This window comes from Paucimonas lemoignei, assembly GCF_004342585.1.
Classification (GTDB): Bacteria; Pseudomonadota; Gammaproteobacteria; order Burkholderiales; family Burkholderiaceae_D; genus Paucimonas; species Paucimonas lemoignei.
The window spans coordinates 78,801-105,232 of sequence record NZ_SLZQ01000005.1 but is presented as its reverse complement, the minus strand read 5'-3'; the positions used below and the strand labels follow the sequence as shown (position 1 = coordinate 105,232).

General features: G+C 59.3%; 21 protein-coding genes. 18 read left to right on the top strand and 3 right to left on the bottom strand.

What is annotated here, in order from left to right; all coding sequences use genetic code 11:
- The first annotated feature begins 3 nt into the window (after positions 1-3).
- From EDC30_RS09530 to corA, 5 genes are all read left to right on the top strand, one after another.
- Positions 4-2,088 carry a ribonuclease catalytic domain-containing protein gene (locus EDC30_RS09530; RefSeq protein ID WP_132258596.1) on the top strand — a complete coding sequence of 695 codons (2,085 nt, stop codon included), beginning with the start codon at positions 4-6 and terminating at the stop codon, positions 2,086-2,088.
- Positions 2,089-2,152: 64 nt separating this feature from the next.
- Entirely contained in the window at positions 2,153-3,040 is an 888-nt protein-coding gene (locus tag EDC30_RS09525; protein WP_132258803.1) for a TonB family protein, read from the top strand.
- A 40-nt stretch (positions 3,041-3,080) separates the two neighbouring features.
- Positions 3,081-3,896, top strand: coding sequence for a shikimate dehydrogenase (gene aroE / locus EDC30_RS09520; protein WP_132258595.1), 816 nt, complete (start codon positions 3,081-3,083; stop codon positions 3,894-3,896).
- The gene (gene mtgA / locus EDC30_RS09515) at positions 3,893-4,588 is read left to right on the top strand and encodes a monofunctional biosynthetic peptidoglycan transglycosylase (RefSeq protein WP_132258594.1); all 696 of its coding nucleotides are present in this window, start codon (positions 3,893-3,895) and stop codon (positions 4,586-4,588) included. The genes aroE and mtgA overlap by 4 nt, the downstream gene beginning before the upstream one ends.
- Positions 4,589-4,946: 358 nt before the next feature.
- The gene (corA, locus tag EDC30_RS09510) at positions 4,947-5,912 is read left to right on the top strand and encodes a magnesium/cobalt transporter CorA (protein ID WP_132258593.1); all 966 of its coding nucleotides are present in this window, start codon (positions 4,947-4,949) and stop codon (positions 5,910-5,912) included.
- 109 nt (positions 5,913-6,021) lie between these two features.
- Here corA and hemL read toward each other — a convergent pair whose 3' ends face one another.
- Both hemL and thiD read right to left on the bottom strand, forming a co-directional pair.
- Positions 6,022-7,305 carry a glutamate-1-semialdehyde 2,1-aminomutase gene (gene hemL, locus EDC30_RS09505; protein ID WP_132258592.1) on the bottom strand — a complete coding sequence of 428 codons (1,284 nt, stop codon included), beginning with the start codon at positions 7,303-7,305 and terminating at the stop codon, positions 6,022-6,024.
- Between the two features lie 41 nt (positions 7,306-7,346).
- Positions 7,347-8,201, bottom strand: coding sequence for a bifunctional hydroxymethylpyrimidine kinase/phosphomethylpyrimidine kinase (thiD, locus tag EDC30_RS09500; protein ID WP_132258591.1), 855 nt, complete (start codon positions 8,199-8,201; stop codon positions 7,347-7,349).
- Between the two features lie 95 nt (positions 8,202-8,296).
- Between thiD and EDC30_RS09495 the strand changes: the two genes are divergently transcribed.
- The 12 genes from EDC30_RS09495 (at position 8,297) to EDC30_RS09435 (ending at position 23,366) form a co-directional block, all read left to right on the top strand.
- The gene (locus tag EDC30_RS09495; protein ID WP_132258802.1) at positions 8,297-8,449 is read left to right on the top strand and encodes a rubredoxin; all 153 of its coding nucleotides are present in this window, start codon (positions 8,297-8,299) and stop codon (positions 8,447-8,449) included.
- A gap of 150 nt (positions 8,450-8,599) precedes the next feature.
- Entirely contained in the window at positions 8,600-9,001 is a 402-nt protein-coding gene (locus EDC30_RS09490; RefSeq protein WP_132258590.1) for a response regulator, read from the top strand.
- Positions 9,002-9,024: 23 nt separating this feature from the next.
- On the top strand, positions 9,025-9,390 hold the full coding sequence (locus EDC30_RS09485) for a response regulator transcription factor (RefSeq protein WP_132258589.1): 366 nt from the start codon (positions 9,025-9,027) through the stop codon (positions 9,388-9,390).
- Between the two features lie 10 nt (positions 9,391-9,400).
- Positions 9,401-9,976 (top strand): chemotaxis protein CheW, encoded by a 576-nt coding sequence (locus EDC30_RS09480; protein WP_132258588.1) that lies wholly within the window; start codon positions 9,401-9,403, stop codon positions 9,974-9,976.
- Positions 9,977-10,034: 58 nt separating this feature from the next.
- Positions 10,035-12,344, top strand: a complete 2,310-nt coding sequence (locus tag EDC30_RS09475) for a methyl-accepting chemotaxis protein (RefSeq protein WP_132258801.1) — start codon at positions 10,035-10,037, stop codon at positions 12,342-12,344.
- Positions 12,345-12,455: 111 nt separating this feature from the next.
- Positions 12,456-18,662 carry a FimL-related protein gene (locus EDC30_RS19740; protein WP_243656710.1) on the top strand — a complete coding sequence of 2,069 codons (6,207 nt, stop codon included), beginning with the start codon at positions 12,456-12,458 and terminating at the stop codon, positions 18,660-18,662.
- Between the two features lie 116 nt (positions 18,663-18,778).
- Positions 18,779-19,438 carry a YqgE/AlgH family protein gene (locus EDC30_RS09460; protein WP_207907250.1) on the top strand — a complete coding sequence of 220 codons (660 nt, stop codon included), beginning with the start codon at positions 18,779-18,781 and terminating at the stop codon, positions 19,436-19,438.
- 18 nt (positions 19,439-19,456) lie between these two features.
- Positions 19,457-19,846 (top strand): Holliday junction resolvase RuvX, encoded by a 390-nt coding sequence (gene ruvX / locus EDC30_RS09455; RefSeq protein WP_132258586.1) that lies wholly within the window; start codon positions 19,457-19,459, stop codon positions 19,844-19,846.
- Positions 19,833-20,339 carry a bifunctional pyr operon transcriptional regulator/uracil phosphoribosyltransferase PyrR gene (pyrR, locus tag EDC30_RS09450; protein WP_132258585.1) on the top strand — a complete coding sequence of 169 codons (507 nt, stop codon included), beginning with the start codon at positions 19,833-19,835 and terminating at the stop codon, positions 20,337-20,339. The genes ruvX and pyrR overlap by 14 nt, the downstream gene beginning before the upstream one ends.
- The gene (locus EDC30_RS09445) at positions 20,332-21,294 is read left to right on the top strand and encodes an aspartate carbamoyltransferase catalytic subunit (RefSeq protein WP_132258584.1); all 963 of its coding nucleotides are present in this window, start codon (positions 20,332-20,334) and stop codon (positions 21,292-21,294) included. Before pyrR ends, EDC30_RS09445 begins: the two co-directional genes overlap by 8 nt.
- A 1-nt stretch (position 21,295) precedes the next feature.
- Positions 21,296-22,591: a dihydroorotase gene (locus tag EDC30_RS09440; RefSeq protein ID WP_132258583.1), complete on the top strand. Its 1,296-nt coding sequence runs from the start codon at positions 21,296-21,298 to the stop codon at positions 22,589-22,591.
- Entirely contained in the window at positions 22,563-23,366 is an 804-nt protein-coding gene (locus EDC30_RS09435) for a lysophospholipid acyltransferase family protein (RefSeq protein WP_243656709.1), read from the top strand. Before EDC30_RS09440 ends, EDC30_RS09435 begins: the two co-directional genes overlap by 29 nt.
- Positions 23,367-23,402: 36 nt before the next feature.
- Here EDC30_RS09435 and EDC30_RS09430 read toward each other — a convergent pair whose 3' ends face one another.
- Positions 23,403-24,224 carry a symmetrical bis(5'-nucleosyl)-tetraphosphatase gene (locus EDC30_RS09430; RefSeq protein WP_132258582.1) on the bottom strand — a complete coding sequence of 274 codons (822 nt, stop codon included), beginning with the start codon at positions 24,222-24,224 and terminating at the stop codon, positions 23,403-23,405.
- Between the two features lie 267 nt (positions 24,225-24,491).
- Here EDC30_RS09430 and EDC30_RS09425 point away from each other — a divergent pair, with 267 nt between their 5' ends.
- A complete protein-coding gene (locus EDC30_RS09425) occupies positions 24,492-26,420 on the top strand; it encodes a polysaccharide biosynthesis protein (RefSeq protein WP_132258581.1) in 1,929 nt (642 codons plus the stop codon).
- Positions 26,421-26,432: the final 12 nt, after the last annotated feature.

Below are 26,432 nucleotides of genomic sequence, written 5' to 3'. Positions count from 1 at the left end.
GCAATGAATTTATTTTTTGAAGAATCCGGCGATTTCAAGGCAGGCACCGTGCTTGCCCAACAGGGCGAGGCTTACCAGGTCGAACTGGTAAGCGGCAAGCGCGCCAAGGTCAAGGCCAAGGATGTGCTGCTGCAGTTTGCGTCGCCCGATCCCGCGGAGTTGATGCGGCAGGCGCAGGTGCTGGGTGATGAACTCGATCTCGACTTCCTGTGGGAAGTGGCAGGGCAGGATGAATTCGGATTCGCCGAGCTGGGCGCCGAATACTTCGGCCATGCGCCGTTGCCGCATGAAGCCGCCGGCTTGCTGATGAAGCTGCATGGCGCGCCGATGTACTTCTACCGCAAGGGCAAGGGACGCTACAAGGCGGCGCCGGAAGCATCCCTGAAGGCGGCGCTGGCGGGCATCGAAAAGAAAAAACAGCAGGCCCTGGTGCAGGCACAGTACGTCGATGAACTCAAGGCCGGGCGCTTGCCGGAAGCCATGCGGCCATTGGCCATGCAACTGCTCTACAAGCCGGACAAGAACAGTATTGAATACAAGGCCCTGGAAGCGGCCTGCGCCGAGCTGCAAACCAGCCCGGCAAGGCTGATGCTGTCCGTTGGCGGCATTGCTTCGCCCAAGGACTTGCATCTTTCCCGCTTCCTGTTCGAGCATTTCCCGAAAGGCACGGGCTTCCCGACGGTGCAGATTCCTGCCATGTCGTCGTTGCCGACTGCCGATGTGCAGGCGTTTTCCATCGACGATGTCACGACCACGGAAATCGACGATGCCTTGTCGGTCACCGCGCTGGCAGATGGCAAGCTGAAGATCGGTATTCATATCGCCGCGCCGGCGTTGGGCATCCAGCGCAACGATGCCATCGAAGCCATCGCCCGCCAGCGCATGTCGACGGTGTATATGCCCGGTGACAAAATTACCATGCTGCCGGATGAAGTCGTCGATGCCTTTACCCTCGCGGAAGGAGCGCCGCGCCCGGCCGTATCGCTGTATGCCACGCTGGACCCGGGCGACTGGAGCGTGCTGTCCACGGAAACCCGCGCCGAACTGGTGCCGATTGCCGCCAACCTGCGTCACAACGAGCTCGATGACCAGGTCACGGAAGAGGCGCTGGCAGCCGGTAGCGGCGACTATCCCTACAAGCATGAACTCTCGCTATTGTGGCAATGGGCGCAGGTGTTGGAAAAAGGGCGCATGGCCAAGCGCGAAAGCTTCGGCCTGAAGCCTGAACAGGCCAATCGCGTCGATTTCAATTTCTATGTCGAAAACGACATCGTCACGATCTTGCGCAGGAAGCGCGGCGCGCCGCTCGACAAGATCGTCGCCGAGCTGATGATTTTCGCGAATAGCACCTGGGGCAAGCTGATGCATGACCATGGCGTGCCCGGCATTTATCGCGCACAAGGCGGCGGCAACGGCGGCTGGGCTGCGCGCATGCAGGTGCGTATGCTGACTCATGCCGCGCCCCACCAGGGCCTGGGCGTGGACCAGTATGCCTGGAGCACCTCGCCGCTGCGGCGCTACACCGACCTCGTCAACCAGTGGCAAATCCTGGCCTGTGTCGAGCATGGCGTGGCCGCGCCGCTGGCTGCGCCGTTCAAGCCCAAGGATGCCGATTTGTTCGCCATCGTTTCCGCGTTCGACGCGGCATACGCGGGCTATGCCGATTTCCAGACCAATATGGAGCGTTACTGGTGTTTGCGATGGCTGGGGCAGGAGAAGGCCACGCGGGTCAATGCCGTGGTGCTGAAGGATGACGTGCTGCGCCTCGTCGATATTCCCTTGATCATTCGCTTGCCCGGCATGCCGGCCACGCCGCGCGGCAGCCAGGTGGTATTGGATCTGCTGCGCTGGGATGAGGTGGATCTGTCCGTCGAGGCGCGCCTGGTGGAAGTGCTGCAGGTGCAGGCCGATGCTGCCTTGGCTGAAGAGGTGCTCGAAGAAGCGGTGCAGGATGAACCTGCCGAAGCCCTCGTGGAGGCGGAAGCTGATGCAGAAGTGACTACAGCTTCTGAATCTCCGTCGCCGGCCGATGGACAGAATAGTGTCACTTCAGCTACAGATCTGGCGCCGCAAGGCGACAATCGATAAAGTCTGGCATGAATCGCCAGGCTTTATCGTAAAATCCCTGTTCCAATTGCCTTTCAGTGTGCGTGTGAAGTCTTTATCGCAAAACCTGCCGCTCACCATTGCCGTCACCGTTTCCGTGGCCCTGCATGCCGCTCTGCTGGCAGTGCGTTTTACCGCGCCGGACGCATTCAAGCTCAAGCCGGCCGATCCCGGACTCGAAGTAATCCTGGTCAATGCCAAGCATGACAAGAAGCCGGTCAAGGCCCAGGCGCTGGCGCAAGCCAACCTCGACGGCGGCGGCAATGCCGATGCCGGCCGAGCCAGTTCGCCCTTGCCGGACATGCAAAAATCCGAAGATGGTGAAAATGCCAAGGCTGCCAAGCGGCGCATCGTCGAGCTGGAAGAGCAGCAGCGCAAGCTGCTCGAGCAGATGCACAAGAAGGCGCCCTTAGCCGTCCCGCAAGTCACCGAAACCGTCAAGCCGCGCGAACTGCCGCAGCCGAACGGCGCCGATATGTTCGACAGCGCGCGCATGCTGGCGCGCCAGGAAGCCGAAATCAATCGGCGAATCCAGGATGAGAACAGTCGTCCGCGCAAGACCCGCATCAGCCCCAGCACCCAGGAAGTCGGGTATGCCATGTACTACGATGGGGTCAAGCAGCGCATCGAAAAGATCGGCACCCTGAATTTCCCGCAAAAGGATGGCAAGAAGCTGTATGGCGAACTGGTGGTCTCGATCCCGATTTTCCAGGATGGCAGCATTTACGAAAAAGAGGGTGGGCCGCAGGTAGAGCATTCTTCCGGCAACCGGGCGCTGGATGAGGCCGCGGTGCGCATCGTCCGTCGTGCCGCGCCATTTGCGCGCTTCCCCAACAACATGCGTTCGACCGACAAGGACGATGTGTGGGTGGTGTACACCAGGTTCAAGTTCACCCGAGAGGAAGCGCTCGAGACGGAATTGCGAGGCAATTGATCATCATCCCGCGTTGCTCCAACTTTCATCGAAGCTAACCATGACAGACCGCTACGCCGTCTTCGGCAATCCGATCGCCCACAGCAAGTCGCCGGAAATCCATGCCCGCTTTGCTGCCCAGACAGGCCAGGATTTGCACTATGAGCGCATTCTTGCTCCGCTCGATGGCTTTGCCCTGAGCGTGCAGGAGTTCATCCAGGCTGGCGGCAAGGGCGCCAACGTGACGGTGCCATTTAAGCTGGAAGCGTATGACTTGGCCACCGAGCTGACTGCGCGTGCCCAGGTGGCCGGCGCGGTCAATACCCTGGTCTTCGATGACGACCTTATCCGTGGCGACAATACCGATGGCATCGGCCTGGTAACCGATATCGTCACCAATGCAGGACAACCGATTGCCAACCGTCGGGTCTTGCTGGTGGGGGCAGGCGGTGCTGCACGTGGCGTCATCCTGCCGATTCTAGAGCATTCGCCGGCGGAGCTGGTTGTTTCCAATCGTACCGCTGCCCGTGCGCAGGAGCTTGCCGCGCAATTCGGCGGCCGTATCCAAGCTCGCAGTTTCGATGAGATCCAGGGCGAATTCGACCTGATCATCAATGCCACGTCGGCCAGCCTGGCCGGCGATATCCCGCCGCTGGCGCCCGCGCTATTCGGCAAGCAGACACTGGCCTACGACATGATGTACGGGAAAGAACCAACTGCCTTCATGCGTTTCGCCGCGCAGCAGGGTGCTGCCGTGCGTGACGGGCTGGGCATGCTGGTGGAGCAGGCCGCCGAGGCATTCTTCATCTGGCGCGGCGTGCGTCCCGCCACAGCTTCGGTGTATCAGGCGCTGCGGCAGCAATTGCAGGCGCAATGAGGTTGCCGCGCAAGCTGCTGTTCTGGATCATCGCCGCGCCAATACTGCTGGTGCTGCTGGCGCAGCTATATTTTTTTCTGCAGATTGGCTGGTGGGTGTATTTCAACCCGGGCTCGACCGCTTTCATGCGCCAGCAGCAAAACATCCTGCAAGAAAAGAACCCGAACTTCAAGCTGAAGCACAAGTGGGTGCCGTATGCGCAAATTTCGCGCAATCTCAAGCGCGCCATCATCGCTTCCGAAGATGCGAACTTTTCCGAGCATGAAGGCGTGGATTGGGATGCCCTGCAAAAGGCCTACGAAAAAAACATCAAGAAAGGCAAGGTCGTGGCCGGCGGCTCGACCATCACGCAGCAGCTGGCCAAGAACCTTTTCCTGTCGGGTGAGCGCAGCTATTTGCGCAAGGCTCAGGAATTCGTCATCACTTACATGCTCGAATTCTGGATGAGCAAGGAACGGATTTTTGAAATCTACTTGAATGTCGTGGAGTGGGGCGAAGGCGTGTTCGGCGCCGAAGCGGCTGCACGCCATTATTTTGGCACCAGCGCGGCCAACCTGACGGCAAGCCAGGCTGCGCGGCTGGCCGTCATGCTGCCCAATCCGCGTTTCTATGACAAGCATCGCAATTCCGGCTATCTCACCCGTCGCGCAGGGCTGATTTTGCGTCGCATGGGGTCGGCTGAATTGCCTTGATGCTGTCAGGCCGTACGCTGATACTGACATATAGGAAGAATGCCGCATATAACTACTGAGAGTGCTTGCCTGCCGGGATCGTTAAACGTACACTTGCGCTGTTTTCGTATTCTGGAGACCCGACTTGGGTAGTCCTATATTCAGTGATTGGCCGACAACTAGCGGCTGGTCGGCGAGACGGCGCTTCACCTGATGTTCATTAAGCGCCTCTCGCCATTGGAATTGCCGGAAAAGGCATTTCCTTGCGCGGGGAGGCGCGTCCAGGCCGATGCTCGGCCGCGTTCCCCAGGGTTATTTGACTTGCAGGCTAGCCTGCAGGATAAGTCGTTGGCTTTTTCGCCAACGGCCGGGAGTGTGCATGATCAATGTATTCGTATTGCAAAACGGCCGCCTGAATCAGGTCAATATCGACAGCCGCGCCGATCTGGAGAAGCTGGCGCCGGTGTGGGTCGATTTGACCGACCCGACCGATGAAGAACGCGCCTGGGTCAAGAGCATCTATGGCGTCATCCTGCCGGGCGAAGACGAAGTCAAGGATATCGAAGCGTCAGCCCGTTACTACGAAGCGGAAAACGGCGATCTGCACTTGCGCACCGACTTTCTGCTGGACGAGGATGAAGGGCCGGCGCGCGTCATCACGGTTGCCTTCATCCTGGCCCGTAACATGCTGTTTTCCATGCACGAGGATGATCTGCCGGTGTTCCGCCTGGTGCGTCTGCGCGCGCGCTCGCGTCCCGGCTCGATTGCTGATTACAAGGATGTCCTGCTCGACCTGTATGCGACTGACGCAGAATACTCTGCTGACGCGCTGGAAGGCATCTACCAAAGCCTGGAAGACGTCAGCCGCAGCGTGCTGAAGAAAGGCTTCACCGACCAGGATGCAGCTTCTGCGCTGAATGCCATCGCCCATGAGGAAGACTTGAACGGTCGTATCCGCCGCAATATGATGGATACCCGGCGCGCGGTCAGCTTCCTGATGCGCGGTCGCCTGCTCAATGCCGAGCAGTTCGACGAAGCGCGACAAATCCTGCGCGATATCGAATCGCTGGATGGCCACACCGCCTTCCTGTTCGATAAGATCAACTTCCTGATGGATGCCACCGTCGGTTTCATCAACATCAACCAGAACAAGATCATCAAGATCTTCTCGGTGGCCTCGGTTGCCTTCCTGCCGCCGACGCTGATCGCGAGTATCTACGGCATGAACTTCAAGTTCCTGCCGGAGCTGGATTGGTCTCTGGGATATCCGTTTGCACTCGGACTGATGCTGGCAAGCGCGATTGCGCCATTTGCCTATTTCAAGCGGCGCGGCTGGCTGAACTAAGCGGCTAGTCACGCACATCAAAAAACAGCCCGGCTGGCATCGATTCAGGATGCCAGCCGGGCTGTGTTGTCGTTTTTGCCGCCGATGTGCGGCGCCGAATGGGGCGTGATTAGACCAGTGCCGCAAACGCCTTGCGCGCGGCCTCTACCGTTTCATCAACGATGGCATCATCGTGGGCGCCCGATACGAATCCCGCTTCGAACGCGGCCGGCGCAAAGAAGTGGCCGGCATCCAGCATCGCGTGGAAGAAACGGTTGAACTTCGGAATATCGCTGCGCATCATCGCGGCATAGCTGTCGGGCTTCTGATCCAGGAAATAAATCCCGAACATGCCGCCGACGGAATCGGCGCAGAATCCGACGCCAGCCTCGGCTGCGGCAGCGCTCAAGCCCTGCGCGAGGCGGCTGGTCTGGCGCGTCAGCGATTCGAAAAAGCCCGGCTCCTGGATCAGCTTCAGCGTTGCCATGCCGGCAGCCACGGCGACCGGATTGCCGGACAGGGTGCCTGCCTGGTAGACGGGGCCGATAGGCGCCATGTGCTTCATGATGTCGACCTTGCCGCCGAATGCCGCCACCGGCAATCCACCACCAATCACCTTGCCCAGCGCCGTGATATCCGGCGTAATGCCGTACAGCGATTGCGCGCCATGCAGCGCGGCGCGGAAGCCCGACATGACCTCGTCGAAAATCAGCACGGCGCCATACTGGGAGCAGAGCTTGCGCATGGTGTTGAGAAATTCCGGCGTGGCGCGCACCAGGTTCATGTTGCCGGCGATCGGCTCGACGATCACGCAGGCGATGTCATCGCCCATTTCGGCAAAGGCGTCTTCCAGTTGCTGCGTATTGTTATATTCGAGCACCAGCGTGTGCTGAACGAAGTCGGCGGGCACGCCTGCCGACGTCGGGTTGCCGAACGTGAGCAGGCCGCTGCCGGCTTTCACCAGTAAGGAATCAGCATGGCCGTGATAGCAGCCTTCGAACTTGACGATCAAATCGCGGCCGGTGGCGCCGCGCGCCAGTCGCAGCGCGCTCATGGTGGCCTCGGTGCCGGACGAGACCAGGCGCACTTGCTCGATCGACGGCACCAAGCGGCAGATTTCCTCTGCCATTTCAATTTCAGCCTCGGTCGGCGCGCCGAAGCTCAAGCCCTTCGCCGCCGCTTCCTGCACGGCTTTGACGACGGTAGGATGCGCGTGGCCGACGATTGCCGGTCCCCAGGAGCCCACATAATCCGTATAGCGCTTGCCATCGGCGTCCCAGACATAGGGTCCGTCGGCATGGGTGATGAAACGCGGCGTGCCGCCGACCGAGCGGAAGGCGCGTACGGGAGAATTGACGCCGCCGGGGGTGGTGCGCTGTGCGCGCTCCATGAGGGTATCGTTTTTGGAAGTCATGCGTATGTCAATGAATGTCTGAAATGGTTGATGCGGTGGGCTTATTGCGCCGGGCTTCCTTCCGCGCCTTCACCGGTGTTTTCATCCGGCTCGCGCGTCCAGAAATAGCGGTCTGGCACCAGCTTGCCCATGCCCAGGCGGTGAGCATTGGCAAGCGAGGCGATCGTGAATTCCTGCGCCTCGAAAATCGCTTCCGGCATTTCCAGGCCATTGGCGAGCAGGGCGGCAATCGTGGCCGACAAAGTGCTGCCGGCGCCGGCAAACGATCCGGAAATGCGCTGCCAGTTATCCTGGCGTACCACGCCGGCATCGGAAAACAGCGTATTGGCAACGTCATGCACATCGGTCGGTGTCCCTGTGACGAACAGGTATTCGCAACCCAAATCGATGACGCGCATGGCGTCCGCCGTGAGGGTGTCGCCGGTGGAGGGATCGCGCCAGGTTTCGGCCAGGCGTCCCAGTTCGACCGTTGATGCCAACAACAGCGTGGTCTGCGGGATCAGCAGTTCGCGGATGGCCACCAGCAAATCCTCGCTTTCCTCGCCCTGATCGAGCACAGCGGAAAGAAAAGGATCCAGCACGAGCGGAATGTCCGGGTAATCCGAGGCGATTTCGGCAATGACGGAGACATTTTCGACACTGCCGACGGCGCCGACCTTGAATGCCGCCACCGGCATGTCTTCGAGCACGACGCGCGCCTGGTCGGCCACGGTATCTGCATCGATGGCTTGCACGTCCTCGACGCGGGTCGTGTCGCCGATAAGAATCGAGGTTACGACCGACAGGCCATGGCAGCCCATGGCGGCAAACGAGGCTAAATCCGCTTGCAGGCCGACGGCACCGACCGGATCGCTGGCATTAAAGCTCAGGATGAGAGGGGAAGTTTGGTTTTGCACGGCCAGTAGATTAAGATATCCGACTTTCCATTTTACTTGATTGAAGGGCAGTTAAAGTGAGTAACGTAACATCGAACGAAGAATTCCAAACCTGGATGTGCCTGATCTGCGGCTGGGTGTATGACGAAGCCGCCGGTTTGCCGGACGAAGGCATTCCGCCGGGGACCCGCTGGGCCGACGTGCCGATGAATTGGACTTGCCCGGAATGCGGCGCGCGCAAGGAAGATTTCGAAATGGTGGTGATTTAACCAAAAAGCACATTGTTGCGGTTTATTCAAGTATTTTTGGTATAAAAACCACGGCCAAGGAAAACTCTGGTTAAACGTTGTTCTAAAGCATCTTGCTTTTTGTTACAGTGGGATCGTATATTGGACAAAATTTATAGAGAATAAGACGCCATGACAGCACCGCAGGACAACGCCGGCATCAAGATTATGGTGATTGACGATAGCAGCACGATTCGCCGATCCGCCGAAATTTTTCTGGGGCAGGCTGGCTATCAGGTGGTTCTTGCCGAAGACGGTTTTGATGCGCTGGCCAAAATGAATGATCACAAGCCATCGCTGATTTTCTGCGACATCCTGATGCCAAGGCTGGACGGGTACCAAACCTGCGCCCTCATCAAGAAAAGCGCGAAGTTTCACGCAACGCCCGTGATCATGCTGTCTTCCAAGGATGGTTTGTTCGACCGGGCGCGCGGCGCGATGGTCGGGTCGGACGCTTATTTGACCAAGCCATTTACCAAGGACAGTCTGCTCAAGACCGTACGCGAACATACCGCACAAGCACTTTCCAAGTAAATTTTTTGACACAAAGGTTGAAGATGTCTATCAAAAAGATTCTTATCGTGGATGATTCGCCGACAGAGCGCTACTTTCTGACGGATATCCTGGTCAAGAACGGCTTTTCGGTTTCGACTGCCGAGAACGGTGAGGAAGCCATCGTCAAGATCAAGGCGGACAAGCCGCACCTGATCCTGATGGACGTGGTGATGCCGGGCCAGAACGGCTTCCAGGTAACCCGCGCCATCGCTCGCGATCCGGAAACCCAGGATGTGCCGATCATCATCTGCACCAGCAAAAATCAGGAAACCGATCGCATCTGGGGCTTGCGCCAGGGCGCCCGCGACTACGTGGTCAAGCCGGTCGACCCGCAGGAACTCCTGTCGAAGATTGCCGCACTCGGCTGATTGACTGCACATGACCCAGCCTATCCCGGACCTCGTATCGGATAAGACCGCCGCCAAGCCCGACTTGCTGGCGCGCCGCACCCGCTTGCGTGAATTTCAGGCGCAGCTGGTGGAGCGCATGCAGGCTGCGCGCACCAACGCCAGCCCGTACGCCAGCAAGCTCGGCGTGCAGATCGGCCAGCGCCAGTGCCTGTTGAATTTGCATGAGGCCGGCGAAATCATTTCTGTCGGCGGCATCACCAGCGTGCCGCTCACGCAAGACTGGTTTCTCGGTCTGACCAACGTCCGCGGTAGCTTGGTCAGCGTGATCGATCTGGCGCGCTTTCAGGGGCAGGGCGTGACGCCGGTCGACCGCGAGAGCAGGATCGTGGTGTTTGCACCTTCGCTTTCGTTCAACAGCGGGATTCTGGTGTCGCGCGTGCTTGGCTTGCGAAATGTCACGGAAATGCGTGTCCAGGAAGAGGATGCGCAATCCGCGACTCCCTGGGCGCCGCGCCAATATGTCGATCGCGACTCGCAGGTATGGACTGAAATCGATCTATCGCTGATTGTGCAGGATGCGCAATTTTTGCATGTAGGGTTATAAGACCGGGCTACGGGCTCGGCGGCAGCACAACTGGATTTTAGGAGACTCAGTAATGGCAATGGCGTTCAAGGTACCATTTTTATCCAAAAAAGCAGCGCAGGTTGATGAAGCTGCCGGGCATGATGACGATATGTCTGACGAGCACATTGCCGAATACAAGCCGCTGAGTAATGCTGCCAGCCAGCCTGCGGCCGAGCCCAAGGCCAGCTACACCTACCAGTCCACGCCCAATCCGGATGCAACCTTCATCGGCGACGTGCTGCAAAAGAGCGGCAACATCCGCCTGCCGTTCATCGGCACGATGCCGCTGCAGGAACAGTTGCGTATCCTGCTGCTGGTGCTCGGCCTGTCGCTGGTTCTGGCGGCGATTTTTGCCTGGGCCAATTCGCGCAGCACTTCGCTGGCAGCGACCCAGACGCAAATTGCTGCAGAAGCGCTGATGCACTCGCAGCGTATCGGTAAGGCGGCGCCAAATGCAATCCAAGGTAATGCGGAAGCCTTCCGCCAGTTGCGTGACAGCCGCGACTCGCTGCAAAGCAACTTGAATATCTTGAACAATGGCGGCCAGTATCAGGGACGCACCATCGGCGCGCCGGGCCAGGCGATGAAGACCGTGGTGGAAGATACCCTGCATGCCTGGGACAAGACTGAAGGATCGGCTTCCACGATCCTGAAGCTGCAAGCTGAACTGACCGGTTTCGGCACCACGCTGAAGAAAATGAACAGCATTTCTCCGGACATGCTGGAACTGGCTGAACAGATCGCTACCCTCAAGGCCCAAGCCGGCGCGCCGGCGCGTGAGATTTCTTCGGCCAGCCAGCTGGTGATGTTGACCCAGCGTTTGGCCCGTAGCGCGAACTCTTTCCTGACCTCCCAAGGCATGAGCCCGGAAACGGCATTCCAGCTGGGTAAGGATACCAACACTTTCCACGACATCATTGATGGATTGCTGAACGGTAGCGAAGTGATGCGTCTCGGCGCAGCTCGTGATGCCGATACCCGAGAAAAACTGCAGGAACTGCAGGCTGTCTTTGGCGAATACCAGAAGGCGGTGGCCAGCATCCGCGGCAACGTGCAAAACTTCGTCGCTGCCAAGAAGGCGGAGCAGGAAATCTTTAGCGAGAACGAGGCATTGAAGCAAAGCCTGACGACTCTGCAGGAAGCCTATCGCGCCGACCAGAATTCGTTCAGCGTGTCGTTCTTCGCCATGGGTCTGTTCGTGGTCCTGGCCCTCGTTGCCGCTGTTGGCGTGGCACTGGTCGTGCTGCAGGATACCGCCAACCGTACCCGCGAAGCGGAAGAACAGCGCAAGGAAGCGGAAAACCAGCGTCTGCAAGCGCAGATGCAGGAAGAGGAAGCCAAGCGCACCAACGACCAGAACCAGGCCGCGATTCTGCGACTGATGAACGAACTGCAAGAAGTGGCGGACGGTGACTTGACGGTGCAGGCAACGGTGTCGGAAGACATCACCGGTGCGATCGCCGACTCGGTTAACTACACCGTGGAAGAGCTGCGCATCCTGGTCGGCCGCGTGACCAATACCGCAGAACAGGTTACGACCGCGTCCACGCAAGCGCAGAACATTTCGGATGAATTGCTGGTGGCGTCGCAAAAGCAGTCCCGCGACATTCAGGAAACCGGCCAGGCCGTGCTGGAAATGGCGACGCAGATTACCGATGTTTCCAGGTCCGCGAACGAATCCGCCGAAGTTGCGCGCCAGTCGGTGACGGCGGCGGAAGAAGGCGCACGTGCGGTGGAAAACGCCATCAAGGGCATGAATGAAATCCGCGAACAGATCCAGGAAACCTCCAAGCGAATCAAGCGCCTGGGCGAATCCTCGCAGGAGATTGGTGAAATCACCGAACTGATTTCCGACATTACCGAACAGACCAACGTGCTGGCGCTGAACGCAGCGATCCAGGCGGCGTCCGCAGGCGAAGCGGGCCGCGGCTTCTCGGTGGTTGCGGAAGAGGTGCAGCGACTGGCGGAACGCTCGGCTGAAGCGACCAAGCAGATCGGTGCGCTGGTGCGTACCATTCAGACCGATACCCACGATGCGGTTGCCGCTATGGAAAAATCCACGCAGGGTGTGGTGGAAGGTGCCAAGCTTTCCGACGCTGCCGGTACCGCGCTGTCCGATATTCGCCGCGTGTCGAACCAGCTCGCAGAACTGATTCAGGGCATCTCTGCCGCAACGGAACATCAGGCTACTTCAGCCAACGGCGTGGCGCAGAGCATCCAGAACATCCTGACGGTGACCGAGCATACCCAGGCTGGTACCCAGCAGACTGCGGAGTCGATTCGCGAGCTGACCAGGCTGGCCGAAGAACTCAAGAACTCGGTGTCGCGATTCCGTGTGGCTGCCTGACAGCGGGACACACTCTCTGCCTGACCAGACTTGTTGCCCTGCTGAGGCAGGGCCGTTAGTGATGCATGGTGGCGGGCCGGCCCGCCACTTAAGAATTTCCGCGAGGTAGTCATGACCACCCATTCTTCGGCCCCCCCGCAAGGCACCCGAGACAACTTCGATGCCGGTTCCCTGTCCTGGGTGATGGGAGAAATCCGCGAAGCGTTGGGCCGCTCCAAGACCGCGATCTTCGAAGCTGTTGCGCAAGACGCGGATGCCCGGTCCACTTCATTGCGCCAGGCTAAAACCTTTTTGCACCAGGCGCACGGGGCATTGCAGATCGTTGACATCGATGGCGTCGCCATCATCACCGAAACTACGGAAGACTTGCTCGACCGCCTGGAATCGGGGCAGATCGAGCTGAGCGACGATATCGCCCATGTCATCGAAAACGCCTATCAGGCGCTGACCGAATATCTGGAAGAACTGCTGTCCGGTGCATCGCACCAGCCTGTGCGCCTGTTCCCCTACTATAAATCGCTGCTGGAAGCACGCGGCGCCGAGCGTGTTCATCCGGCTGACTTGTTCTTCCCCAACCTGGCGATCCGTCCCCAGTTGCCGCCGATCGATGCCGCTGCTTTCTCGGAGTCGATCGATTATGTCGGCCTGCGCCAGCGTTTTGAAAAGGCATTGCTGCCATTCCTGCGCAAGAACGATCCGGCTTCGGAAGCTGCCAATGCCCGTGCGATGCTCGACATCGTCGCGCAGGTCGAACGCACGCAAAGCAACCAGCAGTCGCGTGCTTTCTGGTGGGTTTTGCACGCCCTCGCGGAAGCAGTCGCGGCCGGACAAATTCCGAAGGAAATCTACGTCAAGCAGCTGTTTGCACGTATTAACTTGCAAATTCGCCGGCTTTCCGAAGGCTCGGCCAGCATCGCCGAGCGTCTCTTGCGCGATGCCTTGTTCTTTATCGCCCGGGTGGAAAAACCTTCGCCGCGGGCAGCGCAAGTGCGCGCCGCCTACCAGTTGGATGGTTTGGTGCCGGTCGATTACGATAAAAAGCGTTACGGCCAGATTGATACCGAAGCCTTGGCGCTGGCAAAGAGCCGGCTGAATCAGGCCAAGAACCTGTGGAACCGTATTGTCGCTGGCGATGCGGCCGTGGCAGATGCTTTTGGCGCGGAAATGAAGGGCTTGACTGAAACGGTCAGCAAGCTTGGTTCGCCATCCTTGCTGAAGCTGCTGCGCGAACTGAACGGCATCGCGCGTCATGCCGCGGCAACGTCGCAATCTGGCGGCGCGCTCGGCCTCGAAATGGCGACTTGCCTGTTGTTCGTCGAGAATGCGCTTGGCAATATCAGCCGTTTGCCGGAAGACTTTACGACGCGTGCCGATGCCATGACAGCGCGGCTGTTGTCCATTGTGGCTGGCGAGACGCCGACCGAATCGGCCCCCTGGTTCGATGAAATGTCGCGCGAGGCGCAGCAGCGCCAGACCATGGCTGCGCTGGGCGGCGAAATGCAGAACAGCCTGCGCCAGGTCGAAAAACTGCTGGATGATTATTTCCGCGAGCCGGAACAGCGTAGCGCGCTCACGCAGATCGAGCCGATCCTGCATCAGATCAGCGGTGCGCTGGCGATCCTGGATCAGGACGACGCCTTGCGCGCCGTCGAGCATACCCAGGAAGCGGTGCGTAACTTCATCGATAGCCCGGAAGACTCCGCGCCAGACGTCGAGGCATTCCGTCACGTGGCGCAGAATGTCGGTGCGTTGAGCTTCTTTATCGAAACCTTGCAGCTGCAGCCGGAAAGTGCCAAGCAGCGTTTCTCGTTCGATGCGGACAAAGGCATGTTCTGCGCCAAATTGCTGGAACGCGATGAGCAGGATGACGTCGGCGAGCAAGTGGTCGTGGTTCCAGCCCTGGAAGAAAATCAGGGAGACGTGTCTGATCCGGCGGCGTTAAGCGAAGCTGCTGAAGAGGTTTTGCCTACCGTTGAACAGGAGCTCGAGCTGCACCAGAAGCAGTCGGCAGAATTAGCGAGGTGTCTTTCAGCAGAGCCAACTGACACCCGGCTCCAGGAACAACTGAAAGAATCGCTCGAGCAGGTTCAACTCGCTGCAGCGCTGGTGGACAATCCGGAAGCGGGCGAGCGCGCCCGCGCAGCCATGGACTTGCTTGAAAATGCCACTGCGGAAGACGCGCTGGCAACGCTCGTGCCGGCTGCTGCCGACGCCGTACCGGTTTCGGAACCGGTGGCGACCCCGACAGCAGTGCCGGTTGCCGAAGCCTCGGATGAGGAAGTGGATGCTGAGCTGCTGGAGATTTTCCTGTTCGAGGCAGAAGAAGTGCTTGCCTGCGTCAACTCCACAATTCCCTTGTCGCGGCATGAGCCAAAGAATCAGGAGCATTTGACGACGCTGCGCCGCTCTTTCCATACGCTGAAAGGCAGTGGACGCATGGTCGGCTTGACCGCCTTCGGCGAAGCCGCGTGGAGCATCGAGCAGGTCATGAACTTGCGCCTGGCAGATGGGGCCGGCGGTGACGCCCAGCTGTATGCTTTGCTGGAAAAGGCGGCTGAACTGCTGGCGGTATGGGTTGAGGATTTGCAGACCCAGGGAAGGTCGGCGCGTCGTCCAGATGCGCTGATTGCCGCAGCAGAGCGCGTCAAGAATCGCGAGCCCTTCAGCTATGAAGAAGTAGCTGCGGAGCCAGTCCCGCCAGCGGAAGCCGCGGCCGATGCAACGATGCCGCCGGCGAATGAAGATGACGCCGCCGAGGAGGTCATCGTAGGCGAGGCTGTTGTGCCGGCGGACTATCTGGATGAGTCGCCCGAGTTGGCCGACGTTGAAGCGCTTGCTCCGCTTGAAGACGAGACAGCGGATCAAGTCGCGCCCGCAGAAACCATGTTTGCCCAGGTCGATGAAGTCATTGAAGCCACCGATGCAGGCGGTGCAATCGAACTTACCGAAGCCTTGCAGGCATTTGAACCGGCTGAGCCGATCGAAGCCGGTGCGGTAATCGAAACCGTTGAATTCGACGCGCTTACTGAAGATAACGCTGCTCAGGCTGTTGACGGGCTTGCCATCGACGAAGCCCTCGCGCAGATGGAAATGCCTGAGCTGACGATTGACCTGCCGGAGAATGAGGCGGCAAGTATCGCCGAAGAACCGCAAAATGACTTGCTGCTGGAGGAGTTCGAACTGCCGCAGCCGGCGCCGGTAGCAGAAGTCATCGAATTCCCCACGATGCAGGCGCCGCTTGCTGCACGCGACGACGGCGTCAAGTACATCGGCGACCTGGAAATCAGCGTGCCGTTGCACAATATCTATCTGGCCGAGACGGATGATCTGGTGCGTATGCTCGCCAACGATATCGCCGAGTGGCGCCATGAGCCGGAGCGGGAAGTCAATATTCTGGCGGTGCACGCTGCCCACTCGCTGGCAGGAAGTTCGGCTACAGTCGGCTTCCAGGCCTTGCAGGAAGTGGCGCATGGTCTCGAAATGGCCTTGCAATGCCTGTCACGCAAGCCCACTCTCCTGTCCGACGAAGAGTTCGGCGTCCTGGAAGCGAGCATCGAGCAGTTGAAAGCCATGCTGCAAATGTTCGCGCTGGGCGAGATGCCAGCGCATGAACCGCAAATGGTCCAGGCGCTGGCAGACTTGCGTCAGGCCATAGAGACGCGCACTGCCGACCTGCCGGTCGAGACGGTTGCCGACGCTTTGGATCCAATAGCTGTAGAGCCGACCCTGGCCGAACTGGAGGCGCAGGAAGCGCAGGCAGAAAGAATTGCGGCGTCCGAACCGGAAGTGCAAATTGTGCCCGAGGCAGCGCCACAGCTGACTTCATTGCCTGTCGAGCCGATGCCGGTGGTGCCGGAATTAAGCAGCTTCGAACCGCAGCCTGCCGATATCATCGCCAAGCCGGCTGAAAACGATGCCGTCGCGCCGGCGATTGTCATCAAGGATGAGCTCGACGCTGATCTGCTGCCGGTATTCCTCGAAGAAGGCCGCGACATGTTGCCCGAGGTGGGCGAGAAGCTGCGCGCCTGGCAGCAAACTCCGGTCGATACAAGTTTGCCGCAAGCTTTGCTCCGTTTGCTGCATACGGTCAAGGGCAGTGCCCGCATGGCCGGCGCGATGGAACTTGGCCAGCACATGCATGAACTGGAAACCCGTATCGAAGCCATCATGCATGCCGGCCTGCCGTCGGCGCAGTCCCTGGATGATTTGCTGGCACGTTACGACTATGGCCTGCAGCTGTTTGAAGTGCTGCAGAATCCGGACGCAGCGCGCCCGGTGGCAATCGATCCGGCGGCGGAGGTGGCTGTGGCAGCCGAATCCGGCGCTCCGGCCGCCAGCCCGACCAGGCTGGTTGAGCTGAACTCGATTATTCCTGCACGACCGGCCGGTTTTGCCGCCACACCTGCGCCGGTTGCGCAAAAGGCGGTTGCTGCAGGTGCGGCTGCTCCGCTGGTGCGTGTTCGTGCCGACATTCTGGACCGCCTCGTCAACCAGGCCGGTGAAGTGTCGATCTCCCGTTCCAAGCTGGAGACCGAGGTTGGCACGCTGCGAGGCTCGTTGGCGGAACTGACTGAAAACATCAATCGCTTGCGTACTCAGCTGCGCGAGATCGAGATGCAGGCCGAGTCGCAGATTTCCTCGCGCATGTCTCAAACCGGCGAGCGCGATTTCGACCCGCTGGAATTCGACCGCTTTACCCGCCTGCAGGAATTGACCCGCATGATGGCCGAAAGCGTCAACGACGTCAGCTCGGTGCAGCAAAACCTGCTGCGCACGGTTGACAGCGCCAGCAACGACCTGGTCTCGCAGGCGCGTTTGACGCGTGACCTGCAGCAGGACCTGATGCGCGTGCGTATGGTGCAGTTCGCCAGCATTTCCGAGCGTTTGTTCCGTGTTACGCGCCAGGCATCCAAGGAGCTCGACAAGCGCGTCAACCTGGATATCCGCGGCGGCACGGTGGAACTGGATCGCAGCGTGCTAGAACGCATGGCCGGTCCGTTCGAGCACTTGCTGCGTAACGCGATCGTCCACGGCATCGAGTCCAAGGACAAGCGCCGCGCTTCGGGCAAGAATGAAATCGGCGAACTGCTGATTGAAATCCGCCAGGAAGGTAACGAAGTCGTCATTCAGTTCACCGATGACGGCCAGGGCTTGAACGTTGACCGTATCCGTGAAAAAGCGCAGACCCAAGGCTTGCTCAGCGATGGCATGAGCGAGAGCGAAATCACTGACCTGATTTTCCACCCGGGCTTTTCGACCGCCGAATCGGTCACCGAGCTGGCCGGCCGAGGCGTCGGCATGGACGTGGTGCGTTCCGAAGCCGCCGCGCTGGGTGGCCGGGTGGCGCTCAAGTCCGATCCGGGCAAGGGCGCCCAATTCACCATTCACCTGCCGCTGACGCTGGCAGTGACGCAGGTGGTCTTGCTGTCGACTGGCGGCAAGGTGTTTGCCGTGCCGTCGGTGCTGGTCGAGCAAGTGCAGCAGCTGAAGACCAACATGCTGACCGCCGCTTACAACGAGGGCGCGGTCATGTGGCAGGGACAGCGCGTGCCGATGCACTACCTGTCGACCCTGTTGGGCGACCGCGATGCCACCGCCGTGGCGCAGCAATACACGCCGCTGGTCATCATGAAGAGCGGCAGCGACCGCGTCGCCCTGCACGTCGACGAAGTGATCGGCAACCGAGAAGTGGTCGTGAAGAACATCGGCCCGCAACTGGCGCGGATGATCGGCGTTGCCGGCGCTACCGTGCTCGGTTCCGGCGATATCGTGCTGATCCTGAACCCGGTGCCGCTGGCGCAGCGTGCCGCGCAGGAAAATATCCGCGCGCCGCGCCTGGTGCCCTCGGATGCTCCTGAAAACATGGGGGCGGTGGCAGAGATGGCGGTTGGTAAGCCGTCGGCGCCGAAGTCCGATGCGGTACAGGGCTTGCGCACGCAAAATATCGTCATGGTGGTCGACGATTCGCTGACCGTGCGCCGCGTGACGCAACGTCTGCTGGTGCGCGAAGGTTACCAGGTGGTGCTGGCCAAGGATGGCGTCGATGCGCTGGAGCAGCTGCAGGCAGTGACGCCGGACGTGATGCTGGTGGATATTGAAATGCCGCGCATGGATGGCTTCGACCTGACCCGTAACGTTCGCGGCGACGAGCGCACGCGGCATATCCCGATCATCATGATCACCTCGCGTACTGCGACGAAGCACCGCAACTATGCGATGGAACTGGGCGTCAACGAGTACCTCGGCAAGCCATACCAGGAAGACGACTTGCTCAAGTCGATCGCCGGCTTCATCAGCAAGGAAGCCTCGGTCAGCTGAGCGCGTAGCCCCTGAGCCGATAAACCCGCATCCCGCAAGGCATGCGGGTTTTTTATCGACTGAATGTCGTCGGCGAAGTTTCGTGCCAGCCAGGTAAAACTGGTAAAATGCGCACTATGGCAAATCCCAGCAAGACCCGACCAACTCCCCCGCAAAGCGGCATTTCCGAGGATATATCGAACCCTTCCACCATGGCTGACGCAAGCACGATTCCGGCATTGAATCTGGCGAACCATTTCCTGATTGCGATGCCTTCCATGCTGGATCCGGTATTCGGTGGCGCGGTCGTTTATCTCTGCGAGCATAATGCCCAGGGTGCACTGGGGGTGATTATCAACAAGGTGACCGATATGGATCTGGACACCTTGTTTGAAAGAATCGAGCTGGAAATCGATATTGCGCCGCAAGCCGGTGGCGGACGTCCCGTTCTGTTCGGCGGCCCCGTGCAGGTGGAGCGCGGCTTTGTGCTGCATAGTCCGGCAGGCACTTATTCTTCCACCATGCGGGTGGCAGACGACGTCGTCTTGACGACTTCCAAGGATATTCTGGAAGCGGCGGCTGCCGGCAAGGGGCCGGAAAAGATGCTGGTCTCGCTTGGCTGTGCCGGCTGGAGCGCTGGGCAACTGGAAGAGGAAATCGCCCGCAACGGTTGGTTGACGGTGCCGGCCGATCCGGGCATCGTTTTCGACGTGCCGATCGATCGACGTTTTGCCGCCGCCATGAAATTGCTGGGGATTGATCCCGCAATGCTGGCCGGCGTGGCAGGACATGCCTGACTAGTTTGAGTACGCCCGGTGGAAACGATTCTTGGATTCGACTTTGGCCTGAAGCGCATCGGTGTGGCGGTCGGCAATACGCTCATCAGGCAGGCACAGCCGCTGACGATCATTAACGAGCCGACCAATGATGGCAAGTTCGCCGCGATTGCCAGCCTGCTAGAACAATGGCGTCCTGCGCGCTGCATCGTCGGTCTGCCTTTGCACCCGGATGGCGCCGAACACGAGATGACGCTGCGTTGCCGGCGCTTCGCCAACCAGCTTCACGGGCGCTTCGGCATTCCGGCTGTGCTGGTGGACGAGCGATACTCGTCGTCGGTTATCGGCAGCGAGCGCGGCAGCAGGATCGATGACCAGGCTGCGGCAATTATTTTGCAACAATACTTTGACCAACATGGCGAAACTTGAACTGGATGCGGAAGCTTTGTACCGGGCGCTAGCCGAAAAGGTAAAAGCTGCGCTTGGCAGCGCCGATCGTCTGGCCCTGGTAGGCATTTACTCCGGCGGTGCGTGGCTGGCCGAGCGCCTGGCCGCGGAACTGCAACTCGACGGCCGGCTCGGCTTTATCGATGTTTCCTTTTATCGCGACGACTATGCCGAGAAGGGCTTGCCGGCTTCGGTCAAGCCGACGCAAATTCCTTTCGAGGTAGAGGGCGCGACGATCCTGCTGGTCGATGACGTGCTCTACACCGGTCGCACGACCCGCGCCGCCATCAATGAATTGTTCGACTATGGCCGGCCTGCCAGGATCGTGCTGGCTGCCTTAGTTGACCGCGGCGGGCGCGAGTTGCCCATCGCCGCAGATTTTATCGCCGCTACCGTCGAGCTCGAAGCCAGCGAAACGCTGCTTCTGCAACGCGCCGATGACGGCAGTTTCACTCTTTCGATCAAACATGCATAATCCGCAACTTAACAAAAACGGCGAGCTGCAGCATCTGCTGACCATCGAAGGCTTGCCGCGCAGCGTCGTCACGCACATCCTCGATACTGCGTCTTCCTTCGTCAGCATCAGCGACCGCGAAGTCAAGAAGGTGCCGCTCATGCGCGGCAAGAGCGTGTTCAATCTCTTCTTCGAGAACTCCACGCGCACCCGCACCACCTTCGAGATCGCTTCCAAGCGCCTGTCGGCCGACGTCATTAACCTGAATATCGCCGCGTCCAGCACGTCTAAGGGCGAATCGCTGCTGGATACCATCGACAACCTGTCGGCCATGCATGCCGACATGTTCGTGGTGCGCCATGCGCAGTCCGGCGCGCCGTATCTGATCGCCAAGCATTTGAACGACAGTGGGCAGCATCACGTGCATGTCGTGAATGCCGGTGACGGCCGCCATGCGCATCCCACGCAGGGCTTGCTGGACATGTACACCATCCGGCATTACAAGAAGGATTTCTCCAACCTGACGGTGGCCATCGTCGGCGACATCCTGCACAGCCGCGTGGCACGCTCGGACATCCATGCGCTGACTACGCTGGGCGTGCCGGAAATCCACGCGATTGGTCCGCGCACGCTGCTGCCGAGCGGTCTGGAACAGATGGGCGTGCGGGTGTTCACCGACATGGCTGAAGGCTTGAAAGGCGTGGACGTGATCATCATGCTGCGCCTGCAGAACGAGCGGATGAGCGGCGCCTTGCTGCCGTCGGCGCAGGAATTTTTCAAGAGCTACGGTCTCACCACCGAACGCCTGGCGCTGGCCAAGCCCGATGCCATCGTGATGCATCCGGGCCCGATGAACCGTGGCGTGGAAATCGAATCGGCAGTGGCCGACGGCAGCCAGGCTGTGATTCTGCCGCAGGTGACTTTCGGGATCGCGGTGCGCATGGCGGTAATGAGTATTTTGGCAGGTAATAACTAGTATGAAACTCCATATCAAGAATGGCCGCGTGATCGATCCGGCCAATGGTATCGATGCGCAGCAAGACGTGTATGTCGCCGATGGCAAGATCGCCGGCATCGGTTCCGCTCCTGCCGGTTTTTCCGCCGAACGCACCATCGATGCGCAAGGCTTGCTGGTACTCCCGGGACTGGTGGATTTGAGCGTGCGACTGCGCGAACCCGGCTACGAATACAAGGCTACGCTGGAATCGGAAATGCAGGCGGCGGTGCAGGGTGGCGTCACCAGCCTGATCTGCCCGCCGGATACCGATCCTGTGCTGGATGAACCGGGCCTGGTGGAAATGCTCAAGCATCGCGCACGCCTGCTCAATCAGGCAAACGTCTATCCCCTCGGCGCGCTGACCATGGATCTGAAGGGCGAAGCGCTGACCGAGATGGCCGAACTGACAGAAGCGGGTTGCATCGGCTTCTCTCAGGCGGAAAAGCCGATCCTCGACACGACGGTGCTGCTGCGCGCCTTGCAGTATGCGCAAACTTTTGGCTATACCGTATGGCTGCGTCCGCAGGATCCGCACCTGGGGCGCGGCGGCATCGCGCACAGCGGCGCCGTTGCTTCGCGTCTTGGCTTGTCTGGCGTGCCGGTCATGGCCGAGACAGTGGCCTTGCACACGATTTTCGAGCTGATGCGTTCGACCGGCGCGCGCGTGCACCTGTGCCGCCTGTCGTCCGCTGCGGGCCTGGAACTGGTGCGCGCGGCCAAGAAGGAAGGGCTGGCCATCACTTGCGACGTCGGCGTGCATCACGTGCATCTGACCGACATGGATATCGGTTTCTTCGATCCGAATGCGCGCATGACGCCGCCGTTGCGCGCGCAGCGCGACCGCGATGCGATTCGCCAGGCGCTGGCAGACGGCACCATCGATGCGATCTGCTCCGACCATACGCCTGTCGATGACGATGAAAAAATGCTGCCTTTCGGTGAAGCTTCGCCGGGTGCAACGGGACTGGAGCTCTTGCTGGCGCTGACGCTGAAGTGGGTGCAGGAAGCCGGCGGCGCCGATTCCCAGGCATTGTCCAGAGCGGTCGGCAAGGTCACCAGCGAAGCCTCAAAGGTGGCGGGCTTGAAAGCTGGCAGCCTGAGCGTGGGAAGCGCAGCCGATATTTGCCTGTTCGATCCCGACGCGCGCTGGAAAGTGGAAGCCAAGGCCCTCGCCAGCCAAGGAAAACATACGCCTTTCCTGGGCTATGAACTCGCCGGGAAGGTCCGTGCCACCATTGTTGGCGGCCATGTCGCTTTCGAACGCGGCGCTGTCTGAACATGCCGGCATCATCGGGCGTCGCCGTATGACGGCATTGAGGCTGGCGCGCCTCTGCCTGCACCTGTTGGCGGGATTGCTGACTTGCGCGCTGTTGTTCTCCCTGGCCGGCGAAACCGGCCGTAGCCGCCTCATTCGCCGCTGGTCGGTCAAGCTGCTTGCCCTGTGCCGAGTGCAGGTCGAGATGGTCGATCCGAAGCCTGATGCGCCGGTGCATGCGCTGGTCGTTGCCAATCACATTTCGTGGCTGGATATATTTGTCATCAATTCCTGGACGCCTTGCCAATTCGTGGCCAAATCGGATATCCGTGGCTGGCCCCTGCTCGGGTGGCTATGCGACAAGGCGGGCACGATCTTTATCGAGCGTGGCAATCTGCGTGCCGTCCGGCGCATTTATGAAGGGCTGGTGCATCGCTTGCAGGCTGGCGAACGAGTGGCTTTCTTCCCCGAGGGAACGACAGCGGAACAGGGCAAGCTATTGCCTTTTCACTCCAACCTGTTCGAGTCGGCGGTCGAGGCGCAAGTGCCGATTCAGCCAGTCGTGCTGCGCTACCTGCGGCAGGATGGGCGTTACCATCCTTCTGTTACCTTCGTTGGCGACATGACTTTCGTCGACAGCATGCTCACCATACTGAAAGGTGAAAAGATCCGTGCCGAGCTGGTGAGGTTGCCGCTTATCGAAACGGCGGGCCGCCATAGGCGCGAGCTGGCACAGCTGGCGCAAGATGCCATCGCGTCGGAACTTGCCATCGAGCCGGAGCGTCGCGCCGCGTGACGGCTGGTAGCCATGCCATGCTGGACCAGGCGTGTGTCATTCTCCGGGCCGCTGATATTGTGGGCAAGTCACCTGTATAGTGGCGCGGTCCTCCAGGCGCAGCGCCGTCAATTTGCCGCCCCATACGCAGCCGGTATCCAGGCCGATCAGATTCGGCTGCAGCACCAGTCCCAGCGTTGACCAGTGGCCGAAAACAATCGTCGTGCCCGCCGTGCGCCGCTCCGGCAAGGCGAACCAGGGCAAAAACCCTTCTAGGTGCGGACCAAAGGCTTCCTTGTTGGTCAACTCCATTGCGCCGTCTGACGTGCAGTGCCGGATGCGGGTGAGGGCATTGACGATGCAGCGCAGCCGATCACTGCCGGTAAGGCTGTCGTCCCATTTGGCCGGTTTGTTGCCATACATGTCACGCAGGAAGTCAGCCCAGTCCGGCCCGCGCAGTACAGTTTCCACTTCTTGTGCCAGGCTCAGGGTCTGTTCCACCGTCCATTGCGGCAGCACGCCGGCATGGACCATCAAATGCTCATTTTCCATGTGGACCAGCGGGCGGCTGCGCACCCAGTCGATCCATTCTTTGCTATCCGGCGCATGCAGAATGTCGTCCAGCGTGTCGCTACCATGCGCCTTGCGAATGCCTTGGGACACTGCCAGCAAGTGCAGGTCATGGTTACCCAGCAGGGCGACGGCGCGGTCTCCCAGGTTCCGCACGGTGCGTAGCGTGTCAAGAGACTGCGGGCCGCGATTGACAAGGTCGCCCACAAAAATCAGGCGAGCCTGAGGTGTTTCCTGCTCAATCTTTCCAAGTAATAAATCCAGACTTGGACGGCATCCTTGCAGGTCGCCGATGGCATATGTGGGCATAAAGAAGCGGATGGAATGATGGTGATTGAAGCATTCTACCTTGCTGAGAGCATGGATTTGTATCGGCACTCCCTTTAGAATTCTTGCTTCTAGGCAGAAACGTATTTCTCAACAAGTTGTAATGCCATCATTGATTAACGCAGTTGCAAATATTCTGCGTAGGATCAGGTATTTACCTTGTATGTAGAGAAATAATTGTGACTGAATGGTATAGTCCCTTACTTGGCTTTTAAATTGCAATTTAAATAATAAGATGGTTTTTGCAGCATGAAATCGTTTCTCGAATTACCACGGCTTTACAAAAAATTGGTCGCCGTGGCGGCAGATCTGGTGTTTTTGCCATTGGCATTTTATGTTGCAGTCGTCTTGCGCTACGAGGGAATGACCTCGACCTTGTTTGCACAATACTTTCCACTCTTTGTTGCTGCCCCTGCGATTTCAATTCCAATATTTATTCGTATAGGGCTTTACCGTGCCGTAGTACGTTTTATCGACCATAAGATTGTCTATGTCGTTATAAGCGGAGTTAGTGTTGCAGTCATCCTTATGGCGGCACTGGCAACCATGACGCATCATGTCGGCATCTCACGCGGAGCCCTAGGAATATACTGGGTGATAGCGATTTTATATGTCGTTGCCAGCCGCTTTGTCGCGAGAAGTTACTTTCTTCATGCAAGCACCGTTGGAACAGATATTCCCAGGGTGGCAATCTACGGTGCTGGTAGCGGCGGCATGCAGTTGCTGGGTGCGCTACGTGCTAGCCAACATTACCTGCCGGTGGCATTCGTGGACGATAAGCATGAATTACAAGGTGCGACCATTGGCGGGGTGAAAGTCTACGCTACCCATCATTTGGCGACATTAGTAGCCAAGAAAAAAATCGACGGGGTAGTGCTGGCCATGCCTTCGCAATCCAAGGCAGAACAGCGACGCATCATCGACAAGCTGGAGCCCCTGAAGCTCAAAACCTGGGTGATGCCGCCTATGGAAAGTCTGATGTCCGGGACGTCGCGTGTAGAAGATGTGCGCGAAATCGAAATCGAGGATTTGCTGGGACGCGATCCGGTGGCGCCCAATCCCGACCTGATTGCCAAGTGCATTACCGGCAAAAGCGTCATGGTAAGTGGCGCAGGCGGTTCGATCGGTTCCGAGTTGTGCCGGCAAATCATCAAGCTGCAGCCTAGCCGGCTGGTTTTGTTTGAACTTTCCGAATACGCGCTCTACTCGATCGAACAGGAATTGCAGGGCTTGCGGAAAAGCCTGCATCTCGATATCGAAGTGTTGCCCTTCCTTGGCTCGGTGCTCGACCAGGAAAAGTGTGAGCGCATCATGCGCAATTTTGGCGTCGAAACGATTTATCACGCCGCCGCATACAAGCATGTCCCGCTAGTCGAATTTAACCCGATCGACGGCATCCGCAACAACGCGCTGGGCACGCTGAGCATGGCGAAAGCCGCAGTCGCAGCAGGCGTGAAATGCTTTGTGTTGATATCGACCGACAAGGCCGTGCGCCCGACCAATGTGATGGGCTCGACCAAGCGGCTGGCGGAATTGATCATGCAAGCCTTCTCGCGCCAGCAAAAGGGCACGCGTTTCTGCATGGTCCGGTTTGGGAATGTCCTGGGTTCGTCCGGATCGGTGGTGCCATTGTTCCGCAAGCAGATCATGGCAGGCGGCCCGATTACCTTGACCCATCCGGAAATTACCCGTTACTTCATGACGATCCCGGAAGCGGCGCAACTGGTGCTGCAGGCGGGCTCCATGGGCGAAGGCGGCGATGTCTTTGTGCTCGACATGGGCGAGCCGGTCAAGATCATCGATATGGCGCGACGCATGGTGCACCTGAGCGGCCTTGAAATCAAGAGCGACGAGACGCCGGACGGCACCATCGAAATTCGCCATGTCGGCTTGCGGCCAGGTGAAAAGCTGTATGAAGAGCTGTTGATCGGCTCGAATGTCGAAGGCACCGAACATCCGTTGATCATGCGCGCGCAGGAAGCGGAAATTCCCTGGAACTTGCTGCAGGAACTGCTCACCAAACTGGAGGTGGCATGCGCCCAGTACGATCACGAAGCCGTGCGCGAGTTGTTGTTGCAAATGGTGCCGGGCTATACGCCGCAATGCGGTATCGAAGACTTGATTTGGCGTACGCAAAATCAGGTGTCGCTATCGGCAGTAAACTCCACGCTGCACTGACCTAATACTCTT

What these genes read in the sequence shown, in the direction of transcription:
- aroE (WP_132258595.1), top strand. Translation starts at nt 3,081, where the DNA reads ATGACAGACCGCTACGCCGTCTTCGGCAATCCGATCGCCCACAGCAAG.
- EDC30_RS09530 (WP_132258596.1), top strand. Translation starts at nt 4, where the DNA reads ATGAATTTATTTTTTGAAGAATCCGGCGATTTCAAGGCAGGCACCGTG.
- pyrR (WP_132258585.1), top strand. Translation starts at nt 19,833, where the DNA reads ATGGCGAAACTTGAACTGGATGCGGAAGCTTTGTACCGGGCGCTAGCC.
- hemL (WP_132258592.1), bottom strand. Translation starts at nt 7,305, where the DNA reads ATGACTTCCAAAAACGATACCCTCATGGAGCGCGCACAGCGCACCACC.
- EDC30_RS09460 (WP_207907250.1), top strand. Translation starts at nt 18,779, where the DNA reads ATGGCAAATCCCAGCAAGACCCGACCAACTCCCCCGCAAAGCGGCATT.
- EDC30_RS09435 (WP_243656709.1), top strand. Translation starts at nt 22,563, where the DNA reads ATGTCGCTTTCGAACGCGGCGCTGTCTGAACATGCCGGCATCATCGGG.
- EDC30_RS09425 (WP_132258581.1), top strand. Translation starts at nt 24,492, where the DNA reads ATGAAATCGTTTCTCGAATTACCACGGCTTTACAAAAAATTGGTCGCC.
- EDC30_RS09485 (WP_132258589.1), top strand. Translation starts at nt 9,025, where the DNA reads ATGTCTATCAAAAAGATTCTTATCGTGGATGATTCGCCGACAGAGCGC.
- EDC30_RS09480 (WP_132258588.1), top strand. Translation starts at nt 9,401, where the DNA reads ATGACCCAGCCTATCCCGGACCTCGTATCGGATAAGACCGCCGCCAAG.
- EDC30_RS09495 (WP_132258802.1), top strand. Translation starts at nt 8,297, where the DNA reads ATGTGCCTGATCTGCGGCTGGGTGTATGACGAAGCCGCCGGTTTGCCG.
- EDC30_RS09445 (WP_132258584.1), top strand. Translation starts at nt 20,332, where the DNA reads ATGCATAATCCGCAACTTAACAAAAACGGCGAGCTGCAGCATCTGCTG.
- EDC30_RS19740 (WP_243656710.1), top strand. Translation starts at nt 12,456, where the DNA reads ATGACCACCCATTCTTCGGCCCCCCCGCAAGGCACCCGAGACAACTTC.
- EDC30_RS09430 (WP_132258582.1), bottom strand. Translation starts at nt 24,224, where the DNA reads ATGCCCACATATGCCATCGGCGACCTGCAAGGATGCCGTCCAAGTCTG.
- corA (WP_132258593.1), top strand. Translation starts at nt 4,947, where the DNA reads ATGATCAATGTATTCGTATTGCAAAACGGCCGCCTGAATCAGGTCAAT.
- EDC30_RS09440 (WP_132258583.1), top strand. Translation starts at nt 21,296, where the DNA reads ATGAAACTCCATATCAAGAATGGCCGCGTGATCGATCCGGCCAATGGT.
- EDC30_RS09475 (WP_132258801.1), top strand. Translation starts at nt 10,035, where the DNA reads ATGGCGTTCAAGGTACCATTTTTATCCAAAAAAGCAGCGCAGGTTGAT.
- EDC30_RS09490 (WP_132258590.1), top strand. Translation starts at nt 8,600, where the DNA reads ATGACAGCACCGCAGGACAACGCCGGCATCAAGATTATGGTGATTGAC.
- mtgA (WP_132258594.1), top strand. Translation starts at nt 3,893, where the DNA reads ATGAGGTTGCCGCGCAAGCTGCTGTTCTGGATCATCGCCGCGCCAATA.